This window comes from Bacillus sp. JJ1773 (assembly GCF_036962035.1).
Lineage (GTDB): Bacteria > Bacillota > Bacilli > Bacillales > Cytobacillaceae > Cytobacillus.
This window is the reverse complement of the sequence record NZ_JBALNX010000102.1, coordinates 23,287-34,370: the sequence shown is the minus strand read 5'-3', so window position 1 is coordinate 34,370 and position 11,084 is coordinate 23,287. Positions and strand designations below refer to the sequence as shown.

The 11,084-nt window shown below is 38.4% G+C and carries 10 protein-coding genes and 2 pseudogenes; all 12 read left to right on the top strand.

From position 1 onward, the window contains the following. Positions 1 to 940, top strand: a pseudogene (locus V7127_RS23385) (hypothetical protein); the annotation flags it as partial. Positions 941 to 1,366: 426 nt separating this feature from the next. After that, a complete protein-coding gene (locus tag V7127_RS23380) occupies positions 1,367 to 2,401 on the top strand; it encodes a hypothetical protein (RefSeq protein ID WP_335490277.1) in 1,035 nt (344 codons plus the stop codon). Positions 2,402 to 2,818: 417 nt separating this feature from the next. Further along, positions 2,819 to 3,661 (top strand): tyrosine-type recombinase/integrase, encoded by an 843-nt coding sequence (locus V7127_RS23375; protein WP_335490274.1) that lies wholly within the window; start codon positions 2,819 to 2,821, stop codon positions 3,659 to 3,661. Positions 3,662 to 4,081: 420 nt separating this feature from the next. Next, positions 4,082 to 4,408, top strand: a complete 327-nt coding sequence (locus V7127_RS23370) for an ArsR/SmtB family transcription factor (protein ID WP_335490271.1) — start codon at positions 4,082 to 4,084, stop codon at positions 4,406 to 4,408. Between the two features lie 40 nt (positions 4,409 to 4,448). After that, positions 4,449 to 4,826, top strand: a complete 378-nt coding sequence (locus V7127_RS23365; protein WP_335490268.1) for a VOC family protein — start codon at positions 4,449 to 4,451, stop codon at positions 4,824 to 4,826. A 66-nt stretch (positions 4,827 to 4,892) separates the two neighbouring features. After that, positions 4,893 to 5,408, top strand: a pseudogene (locus tag V7127_RS23360) (SRPBCC domain-containing protein). A 67-nt stretch (positions 5,409 to 5,475) separates the two neighbouring features. Next, the gene (locus V7127_RS23355) at positions 5,476 to 6,288 is read left to right on the top strand and encodes a DUF899 domain-containing protein (RefSeq protein ID WP_335490265.1); all 813 of its coding nucleotides are present in this window, start codon (positions 5,476 to 5,478) and stop codon (positions 6,286 to 6,288) included. A 212-nt stretch (positions 6,289 to 6,500) separates the two neighbouring features. Further along, positions 6,501 to 6,695, top strand: coding sequence for a hypothetical protein (locus V7127_RS23350; RefSeq protein WP_335490262.1), 195 nt, complete (start codon positions 6,501 to 6,503; stop codon positions 6,693 to 6,695). A 161-nt stretch (positions 6,696 to 6,856) separates the two neighbouring features. Next, on the top strand, positions 6,857 to 7,420 hold the full coding sequence (locus V7127_RS23345; protein ID WP_335490259.1) for a glycine/sarcosine/betaine reductase selenoprotein B family protein: 564 nt from the start codon (positions 6,857 to 6,859) through the stop codon (positions 7,418 to 7,420). A 359-nt stretch (positions 7,421 to 7,779) separates the two neighbouring features. After that, a complete protein-coding gene (locus tag V7127_RS23340; protein ID WP_335490257.1) occupies positions 7,780 to 8,706 on the top strand; it encodes an RNA polymerase sigma-70 factor in 927 nt (308 codons plus the stop codon). Between the two features lie 481 nt (positions 8,707 to 9,187). After that, entirely contained in the window at positions 9,188 to 10,033 is an 846-nt protein-coding gene (locus tag V7127_RS23335; RefSeq protein ID WP_335490254.1) for a DUF2785 domain-containing protein, read from the top strand. Positions 10,034 to 10,847: 814 nt separating this feature from the next. Next, positions 10,848 to 10,925, top strand: a complete 78-nt coding sequence (locus V7127_RS23330; RefSeq protein WP_335490292.1) for a GNAT family N-acetyltransferase — start codon at positions 10,848 to 10,850, stop codon at positions 10,923 to 10,925. Positions 10,926 to 11,084: the final 159 nt, after the last annotated feature.

The window sequence follows — 11,084 nt, the reverse complement described above, 5'->3', positions numbered from 1 at the left end:
TTCCGGTGATCTTAAAAAATCTATTATTCCACGTATATTCAAAGTTGTAGACCCTTTCAATTCTGAATGTGGACAAAATCACAACAATTTAGTAGAAATAGATGAAAACATTTACCAATTTCCACCAGATAGAATACCTTACCTATTTATACATGGAATAGAATACAGTGATGATCCATGTGAGACATTTTCTTTTTATAGGGGATTTGAAGATGTTGTTGGTATGTTTGATAAAAATAGACAAGATGGACCTGATTATTCAAATGTAGACATTTACTTAGTTAACTATGATAGTAAAATTACGGATGAAGAAAAAACAATTATTCGAGCAGGCTTTAAAACTGTATTAGGTGAACCAGTTGTAGGAAATGCTCCAGACTTATTTGCTGTAGTTATTTGGAGGGAATTTGTTAGAAGGGCAGAAGAAACAGCGGTAACGAAGGTAATACCATTTCTACGAAAGTTAGCAGACGCTAAATTACTAATACAAGGAAGAGCAATTACTCACTCTTTAGGATCTTATCTTTTAGCATATGCGGGGAATGCCATAAATCCCTCGGAAAGTATATTTCAAAGTTGGTTCTGTATGGCTGCTGCTATGCCTTCTGACGCATTTACTAGCACTGGAAAATTTAAATATGCACCAAGTATAGCTGGGGGACCAGAAGATATAAATTATGGAACTAGTATATGGTATTCAGCCTTTGATAAAGTACTTACATTTATTTATCCTTTAGCAAATCGTCATCCTGCAATGGGACAAACAGGAGGACTAATTCCTATCAGAGCATTAACAGATTACGATGTAACACTTTGTGTTAGGGAAGCACACATGCTAAGAGATGGGTATTTTCAAAGGCTAGGCCCCACCCTACGGTATTTTTTTGGTACACAAGTGTGGCCAGGAAAGCCATGTGGAATTAAAGAGATAATACCATAGAGTGGTTATAATACGCATAGAACATATATTAACTTTCGTTGACCTTCAGTTAATTGCTCATAAATACAAGCGCATTGTTATTCAATTAAAGGGCGCTTTAATTGAATAAGGATCACAGAAATGATCAAACTTTTTTATTAATGAATGATTCAATTGAATATATTAAGAGCGTGTTTTGATCAATCTTTTTTTCAAAGCACGCTCTTTCTTTTTGTTCGTTTATCAAGGTTATTAGTACCAATTTGATCAAACTTTATTCCAAAGCTACATAAGAAACACTAATTTCACTTCTTAAAGAGGTAACACTTTTTAGGTGCAAGTGGTTAATGTACAAAATTTTAATATAGTTGGCTGTACCATTTGGGTATATATTTTTTGCATTGGAAAAATCTAAAGATAGATATGTATGAAAGGAGCAATCCGGATATGCCGAGAGTTTGGCAAGAGCATGATGTAGATACTATCTTTAGGCGAGCTCATAGATTCGTTGATGGAAACGAACTTAATACCATAGGAGCTTTTCCAGTCCTAAAGTATAAGCCAGATTTAACTTTTGACCTTATTTTTGTTAAAAACACAGCAGGAATAATAACCACGTTCCCAGGCATAGGTCAGCACGACGCTGCGATGCTCGACCTACATATTCGTTTAGGGGGAACAGATTTCATCCATGACGGTGAAAAGTTTGAAACTGCGTTCCCTATTCATGAGTTTAGTGGAACAAATGCTGCTGCTATATTGCTGCGTCCTGAAGCAGTAGAAGTACGAAAAGTTGGAAAAGGAGAAATTAATTTTCATCTTCCTCCTAATTTTCCGATTCCGGTTGCTATAAATCGTTGGGATGAAATGGTTCAGTCATTGATGGGAGTTGACACATATGCTGTGAAAAATGGATTCGCAGGAGGATTCATAGACTGTCACTTTCATCATGATTATCATAGACTTTTTCTACTTAAAGAAGATTTTTTTACTCGAAAAAGCATTCCTGAATGGAGGCTTAACCATCTTACTAGATTTGAGTACCATTTTTCAAAACCCGAACGTGAAGCACCTGTAAGAAAAGCCCATAATCGTATTTGCTCTATTATCGATTCAAATTCATGTAGTGTTTTAACAGAAAGAGATAAGCAAATGCTGAAACAAATATATAATGATAGGATATTTTATCACTATGAAGGGGTTGAAAACCCCAGAAGTAAAGCAGAAGCTGCAATTTATGGAAGTGGTATGTGGTTCAGACCGGACTTTCTTGATACTAATATTCATGATGCACTTACGCAAACTGTATTTCACGAAATGATGCATAATATTGGGTATTGTCATCCTAGGGACCCTGAAGACCCTTCGTATCCTGATTCAATTCCTGAAAAAGTAAAGCTTTGTGTTCCCTCTACTGACCTTATCGGTCTATTTCCTTTTGAATGTAATATACTTCGGTCTAGTGGAGAAGATTGTCCTTAGTAAGTTGTTTAATATAAGATAAATTTACTTCAAAAAACAAAGGTATATAGAAAATAATAAATTTAGATGTTAAGCCCATAGAAAAAAGGCATTGTTAAGGTTTTTTCTATGGCCTTTTTTTGTATGTTTGAAGGAGTGATTTATTATTGTCCAGTTTAATGAATTGAATTTTTTCAAAGATATTAATAAGAACAATCAATTAGTGCGGGACGCTTTCAAGACAACCTTTGTTCTTCAACAATCGGGCGCTTTTCCTGAGTAAAGAAAGTGTCCCTTTTCTTGTTTTTCTGGGGTTTCTATGAATCAGTAATTTGTTATTGTCTGCGATTGTTGAATAACCAGCGTATGAAAAAGACTCTTCTTGAACATAATAGAATCTAGATTAATTGATTCAAACAGTAGGAGAGTGTAAGAATAGTGTTATTAACAGAAGTATGGAAAAAGTATCAACAAGATAAAAAAATCGAGGGATATTCACCCCTTACATTAAAAACATATTGTTTTCAATATAATCTCTTATTACGATTTTTCGGTGATATTGATATGAGTGAATTGACAACGGATAAACTAAAAAAGTACCTAATACAGGAAGGGGATCACTTAAAGCCATCTAGTTTAGGACACAGGGTTCGTTGCATTAAATCAATATTCAAATGGACACATGATGAGGGCTTTATTCCTAAAAATCCTGCTGCTAAATTAAAAGAGCCGAAATTAGGCAAAAGAATTCCAAAATTCCTTTCTGAATTAGAAATTGAACATATTAGAGAAGCTTGCCATACAACGATGGAGAATGCGCTATTTGAATTTAAGTATTCGACCGGATGTCGTATTGGGGAAGTTGTAAAATTAAATCGAGACGATATTAATTTTCAGATGAATTCGGTCATTGTACATGGAAAAGGTGATAAAGAAAGGGAAGTATACTTTAATACTCGTTGCTCCATTTGGTTAAAAAGATATTTTGATGAACGAGATGATGAAGAACCTTGTTTATTCATTACGGAAAGAAGGCCGAAAAGGCGTATGAGTATCGATAACTTAAGATATATAATCAAAAGAATATCGAATCGTGCTGGAATAAAAAAGAGTATTCATCCACATCAATTACGCCATAGCTATGCAACACATATGATTAATAACGGTGCGCCACTTGAAGTAATTCAGAGCTTGCTTGGTCATGAGAAGAGTGAGACAACTAAAATATATGCTCAGTTAAGTGGAAAATTGAGACACGATTTTTATAGTAAATATTTTTGAAAGCTATTTAAATTAAACTTTAGCCGAAATCGAGGCCCGAATATAAAAATACGTGTCTTTTTATTATCGGGCCATATAATTGAATAAATATATGGCTAATTTAACTATGTGGTAAGGATTGTACTTAAAGTTTTAGGGCAGGTTTGTTTTAATATCAATATAGACTTGATAAGTGTTAGAGAGGGCATTTCTTCATAATGGAGGAGTGCTTTTTAAGATACGTGTAAAGAAAAGAGCGCTTTCAAAGCCTATATTTTTATTTTGAATATAATATTCCTTGACAAGAATATTCCTGATACTGCATATTATAATCATGAAAGAAGTCACATAATAGGCTATAAATCTGGAGCCGGGGGAGGGAATTTAACCAGATAATTGTATTTAGTAAGGAAGAAAACAAAAGTTGGGAGATGATTCAACATGAACCCACAGACCTTCAGTGCCCTGGCTGAGCCCAACCGTCTTGATATCATTGACCTACTGCTAGAAGGACCTCTTCCAGTGGGTGAGATAGCAAAGAAGTTAGAATTGAACCAACCGCAAACCTCCAAGCATCTTCGGGTACTTTGCGAAGCTGGTCTAGTCGATGTTCAAGCGATAGCTAACCGCCGTATTTACAGGTTAAGACCTGAACCGCTTCAAGAACTGGATAAGTGGCTCGAGTCCTATCGTCAATTGTGGGAAGCAAGGATGGATCGGTTGGACGATTATCTAAATGTCTTACAGGGCAAAAAACCATTAAATTAATTGGAGCTGTATATAAAAATGTATAGGAGAGTGAAGATTTATGATTCGAAATTTAGGTCAAATTATGTTGTATGTCAACAACCAAGATCAAGCTCGTGATTTTTGGACGGGAAAAGTAGGTTTTCAGGTAATTACAGAAGAAGATAACGGTCAAGGAATGAGATGGATTGAAGTTGCCCCTAATGACGGGGAAACAAGTATCGTTCTCCACAATAAAGATTTCATAGCTAAGATGGAACCAGAATTAAACCTGGGTACTCCTTCTTTAATGTTCTTTACAGATAACGTTGATCAATTGTATGGTGACTTACAAAATAAAAATGTCAAAGTTGGAGATATCGTTGATATGCCTTCAGGAAAAGTATTCAATTTTGCCGATGATGAAGATAATTATTTCGCCGTAATGGAAAGAAAGTAATTAATAAAGGGATCAGACAGCTGTATTTTGTTTTGGTTCAAAAAAGTTCCAATGAGGTGAATGGGGATGTCAAATAATGTAATGGTTACAAGGGTAGAGGGCGATCGGATTATAGTTCTGGAACGTATATTTGATGCACCTAGAGACCTTGTGTTTAAAATGTTTAAAGAGCCTGAACATCTTAAGTTTTGGTGGGGACCAGAAGGCTGGGAGCTTCCTGTATGCAAGGTCGACTTCAGACCAGGTGGCGTTTGGCACTATTGCATGAAGTGTGTTGACCGGAATCAAGGTGATTTTTATGGCATGGAATCTTGGGGTAAAGGAATATACAAGGCTATTATCGAACCGGAGGTAATTATCTAAACAGATTATTTCTCGGATGAAGAGGGCAATATCGATGAGAAATTGCCTTCAACTGAAGTCACGTTGGAATTCATCGAAATGGACCGTAAGACGAAACTAATTAATAGAGGAGAATATATTTCTGCAGAGGCTCTCAAGACCGTTATGGACATGGGTATGGAACAGGGTATAACCGAGACTTGGAACCGTCTAGAAGAATATCTCCGCCAAATAAAATAAGAATTATACTATGCAGAATAATAGTCGATTTTCTGGATCTACTTTTTGAAAAGAAGGAGAAGACTATATGAAAAAAAAGCAAAATCATTTGCAACTACCAAATGTCGTGTCACGAGACGAATGGCTTGTGGCTCGTAAGGAACTACTGGCCAAAGAGAAGGAATTCACTAGGGAACGAGATGCGCTGAATGCCGAGCGCCGTCGACTCCCAATGGTGGAGATTAATAAGAACTACGTCTTAGATGGTCCGCTAGGTAAGACCAGTTTGATTGATCTGTTTGAAGGTCGTCCTCAACTTATCGTGCATCACTTTATGTTCGATCCTGATTGGGAAGCAGGGTGTCCGGCTTGCTCGCTCGCTGCGGACAACATCGGCCATCTCGCCCACCTGCATGCACGAAACACGTCACTGGCTCTGATATCCCGTGCTCCACTTCCCAAGCTCCAACGCTACAAGGAACGCATGGGTTGGAATATACCTTGGTACTCCTCTTTCGATAGCGACTTTAACTATGACTTTCATGCTACGCTGGACGAATCAATCACTCCGATTGAATACAACTACTTGACCAAGGAGGAGCTTGTTCAGAAGGGCGTACCCCTTGATTCCGGAGGGTCAATGGAAGTCCCTGGAGTGAGTGCCTTTCTTCGCGATGGTGAAAGAATTTTTCACACGTATACGACTTACGCCCGTGGAACTGACCTATTAATTGGCATGTTCAACTACCTCGATTTAACAGCTCTTGGTAGGCAGGAGGACTGGGAACAGCCACCTGGACGCAGTGACGGCAACGGCAAGACATGGCTTCGTCGTCATGACGAATATGAACACTCTTTTAAATCGGATTCTTGTTGCCATTCAAAAAAGAGCGATTTGTAATCATGTAGTTCATCTATATATAAATATTAGCTAACAGATGTTTAAGAAAACCAGCTAATAGAAGCTGATCGTTATTCAATTAAAGGACGCTTTTCTGAAATGAGGAAAGCGTCTTTCTTCATGAAAAGGGCCAGATTGTCGAAAAAGCTTTTTGCGTAGAAGAGCCATTATGTGCAACAAATTTTATACTATATAATTGTTTATATGGTTTGATGTTGATTACTTTACTCGTTCTAAGCGGAGAGAGTCGTTTTGACCCAATTGAATATGTTCGCCATGCTGCTCCATACGATGCTAATTTCATTATTCTTTGGTATCAAATGTTACATGATTCTGACGATGGTACAATCGGAAAGAGAAACATATTCTCCTGCATCGGGGACTTGGCACCCGGTTTCGTCGAATAACAAATAAAAGCTGAATTTAAAGTATTACCTGTAATTTATAGAACCTATCTGATGATAGGTTTTTTTATTAAATCCTCAAAGCCATGTCACAAATCCCCCTCCTATATCGTCCCTATGTGTGAAAGATAAAACAGGTTGAAAATGAAAAGGAGGCATATTTTATGGCAAATATTAATTCATCTTCCAAGGTCGGCTTTGGTAGAAAGGTAGCATTCACGCTTGCTCAATCGAAATTGATGGGTAAATTGATGGAGAAATACCCCAAATTAATTGATCGAATCAGTATGAAAAGTATGAAATTGGGCAGAGAAAGGAGTGGAGATGTTCCCTGGACTCCATTAAAAAGGCCGATTGAGGAAAGTCGGGTGGCTCTCATTACCACGGGAGGCATCATCCTGAAAAGCCAACCCCCATTTGACTTGAGCGATTCCAAGGGGGATTGCTCCTATCGTGTGATTCCCTCAGATACACCCTCAAGTGAAACGGTGATCAGTCATTTATTTTATGATCATAGCGATGTAAAGGTTGATTTGGAAATCATGTTCCCTTTAGCCACTCTTAACCGCTTGCAACGGGAAGGTAAAGTAGGAAGTATCGCTCCGCGTCACTTCAGTTTTCAGGGAGGAATTCATGATCCCTCTCCGTTGGTTGAAAAAACAGGACCGGAAGTTGCGCGCAGTCTTGTGAATGACAAGGTGGATTTGGCCATTCTGACTCCTGCCTGAAGCCACTGTCATCGGTCCGTGGGACTGATCGCACGAGAATTGGAAAAGCAGGGAATAGCGACAATCACAGTAACCCTGTTACCGGAAACGACAAATGCTTTGGGAGTACCCCGATCGATTTATTTCCCCAACAAACTGGGGAGTCCGATCGGTCGTGCCAACAGAAAGGAGGAACAGTACTCCGCTTTGTTACAATGTTTGGATGCATTGGGCAAAGCAAAAAAAGGGGAGATGATCACCGGGACGAGATGAAACGATCTCGTCCCAACGGATAGAATAGCCCTATTGGACCGAAATTTGTGCTAAAATATGGAAAAGAGTGTAATGCAGGGTGCTCATAAAAAAAGGGTGTGCTTTGAATGCCGGACGGCTCTGAATCTAAACATCTTCCACCTGATGATGATATGACCAATTTGGCTGATATGACCGAGGTTTACTCTTCTTATAAATCGACTCTTTTTTCGCTTGCTTATCGTATGTTGGGAAGTGTGACCGATGCAGAAGACATCGTGCAAGAAGCTTTTTTGAATTTGAATCAAGTTTCTTTGCATTCGATTCATCATGTAAAAAGTTATTTATGGAAGGTCACAACAAACCTTAGCATTGACTTCCTGCGTTCTGCCCGAAAGAGGAGAGAAGTGTATGTCGGCTCCTGGTTACCGGAACCGATCATTAACGGAAAGGGGGCGGATCCGGCAGACCGGGTGATTGCCAATGAGGAGTTATCCATCGCTTTTTTACATCTACTTGAAAACTTAAATCCGGTGGAAAGAGCGGTGTTCCTTCTGCGGGAAGTTTACTCTTATTCTTACGATGAGATTGCGCAATTAATCGGTAAATCTCCTGATAACAGCCGAAAAATCCAAAGCAGAGCGAAACAAAAAGTCGGCGATTTATCCCCCAAAGAGGAGGGAGATAGGAGTAAAAAAGAAGAAACTGTGCGTGAACTTATGAAGGCAGTTCAAAGCAACAACACCGAAAAACTTTTGTCCATTTTAACAGATGACTTCACTATTTATTCCGACGGAGGAGGTAAAGCGAAAGCAAACTTGCGTCCTATCTTTGGAATTGAACGAGCCGTCGCCTCTTTAAAGGGTGTCTACAGTAGAATCCCATCCAATTTGATTGTCATGGAAGCGGATGTGAACGGACAACCGGGAATGATTATGAAGGCGGACGATCAAATTTTTTATGTATTGGCATTTCAATTCGATGACGATAAACTTTCTGCTTTATACAACATAGTTAATCCAGATAAACTGAAGCATTTGAAAAAGCTGAAATAACAGTGGGAGTGAACCTTTATAGGGTTTGACCGTTATCTGCGGTAATCATTTGACCTTAGTAAAATTACTGCTAAGACATTTTTACATCACTTTCGCATTTTTTATCTTCAACAATCGGGCGCGATTCATTAATATGAATGAGCGTCCTTTTTATATCTGAGACAGATACTTGACGAAGGTATTTAGGTCAATGATAAAGAATTATGTTTCTTGGGAGAGAATGTAAAATGATTAAGGCTGTCTTATTTGATTTAGATGGATCTTTATTAGAGTACGGAAGTATCTGTTCTTCCTGGTGAAGTGTTTGAGTGTCCTGGACATTTCAGTGTTGGATTGGGGCTTGACCCTGACAAGTTCCGCGGTGCAATGGATTGACGTCTAAATTTAATGCATCCAAGGCATGGGAATAGGAATAAGCAGAGTTTCCGCTGACTCATGATCTCGGCGAGGCGAGTGAACGAATGATGAGAGGGATGAGAAAATGAGCGATACAAGGACCAAATTAATGATGGATTTGCAAAGAATTGAGAAGGATGAGTATCAGTTACGCGAAGGTGAGCAACCTCAAGATTTCTTACCTTTGTTACTTCAATATATTGGCGATCCTCAGCCAGAATTACGGGATAACCTGATTTATCCGATGTTTTATATGTGGATTAAGGAAGAGAATAGGTTCAGTGGAGAGGAGTTGCGTAGCCTCATAACTGTTCTGACTGATGACAACCATTTGTTCTATAATATTGGCAGCGAAGATGATCAGTCAGTTTTTACAAGGACGTTCTCTGCCTTGCCTATCGCTTTGATTGTGCAACGCCACAGACAGAATCCATTTTTCAATCTAGCGGAAATTGAGCAATTAATGCATGCTATGCTCCGTTATTATAAAGAGGAGAAGGATCTGCGAGGTTACCTTTCAGTAGGAGGCTGGGCTCACAGCGCGGCTCACGGTGCGGATGTTTTTGTCGAGCTGGTGCAGTGCGAGGAGAGCAGCGTCGCAATGCTGCGTGAGGTTCTTGTCGCTATTTCTGGCATACTTCATAATGGTAAACACATTTTTAGCGATGAGGATGATGAGCGTTTGGTCAACATCGTGGATACGATGATTGACAAAGAGTTACTTCCACATCAAGAAATCGCAGATTGGATTAGCGGCTTAGCGCAATGCTGCAATTTGCCGAGAAGTCGCAGTCAGGTGATTGCTCGCGTGAACAGCAAGAATTTTTTACGCAGCCTCTATTTCAGAAGGGGACAAGATAGCCGAGGGAATGAGCTTAACAATGTCATGCTTGGTACTGAGGCAAAATTGAACAGGTTTTCTATCAGTTAATAGATTTGAAGGACTGTCCCAAAAGCCATGGAAAATTGGCTGAAGGATTGCCCCTTTGTATGTCAAGAAAAACAAAAAGAAACCATCCTTTGGTAAAATGGAAGTACCACCCACCACGAACAAAAGTAGAGGCAAGTATTCCAGATTTACAAAAATTCCGGTGAGGGTTTGAACATCATTGATTACCAGACAGTAAAGATTGAACTAATTAAAAACAGCAAATTAAATTGCGGTAAAACTGACTTTGCTAAGCTTGAATTGTATATAATTAAATGGGGAAGGCGAACGAGTCTTACATAAATAGAAGATATTTCTTTAAGTTTCGGTATTATATAATAGCGGTTTCCAACATTCTTAACATGGCAATTTCTAGTGGTTTCACACTTTCTTTTTTCGATCTTACCATGTCCCAAAGCAAGACTAGTAATATCAATAAAATTGGTTCACGACTTTTTTATCACCCGACACCGTTTTAGTTTTATAAAATAGATTGATTTAAAATCCTGTGTTGTATACAGGATTTTTTCTTGTTTAACAATCGGGCCAGATAATTGAATAAGGCTTTCAAATGAAACTGGATATTTATGTTAATGTTGGCATGAGATTGTGAAGAAATATACTTAAACTAAATTGCAGTTTAGTTTAAAGAAGGATTTAAATTTTAATCATATGAATGTCAGCTTCCAAAAATAATGTTACATCCATAATTCGCACTGGAAAATTAGAAGACGAAGGCGAGACTGGATACAAAGGTTACTAGAAAATGAAATGAAATAAATGGTGACGTTGTTGGGTGGATTGCTTTTCTTTCTCAATGATGATAAGTAAAAGTTACAGAGGTATGGGAATCGGAAAAATGCTTTTGAAAGGATTATTAGACTGGGCAGTATAGAACCCATTAATTGAAAAGGTAAGTTTAGGAGTATTTTCAGCGAAGAGCAATATCCTTCTATAAAAATATGGGGTTTGTGGAAGAAGGGCGTAAAATTAAAAGAATACGGAGGAAGTCAATCAATCATAATACAAGTTAGCCTCTTACAGCTTCCACGGT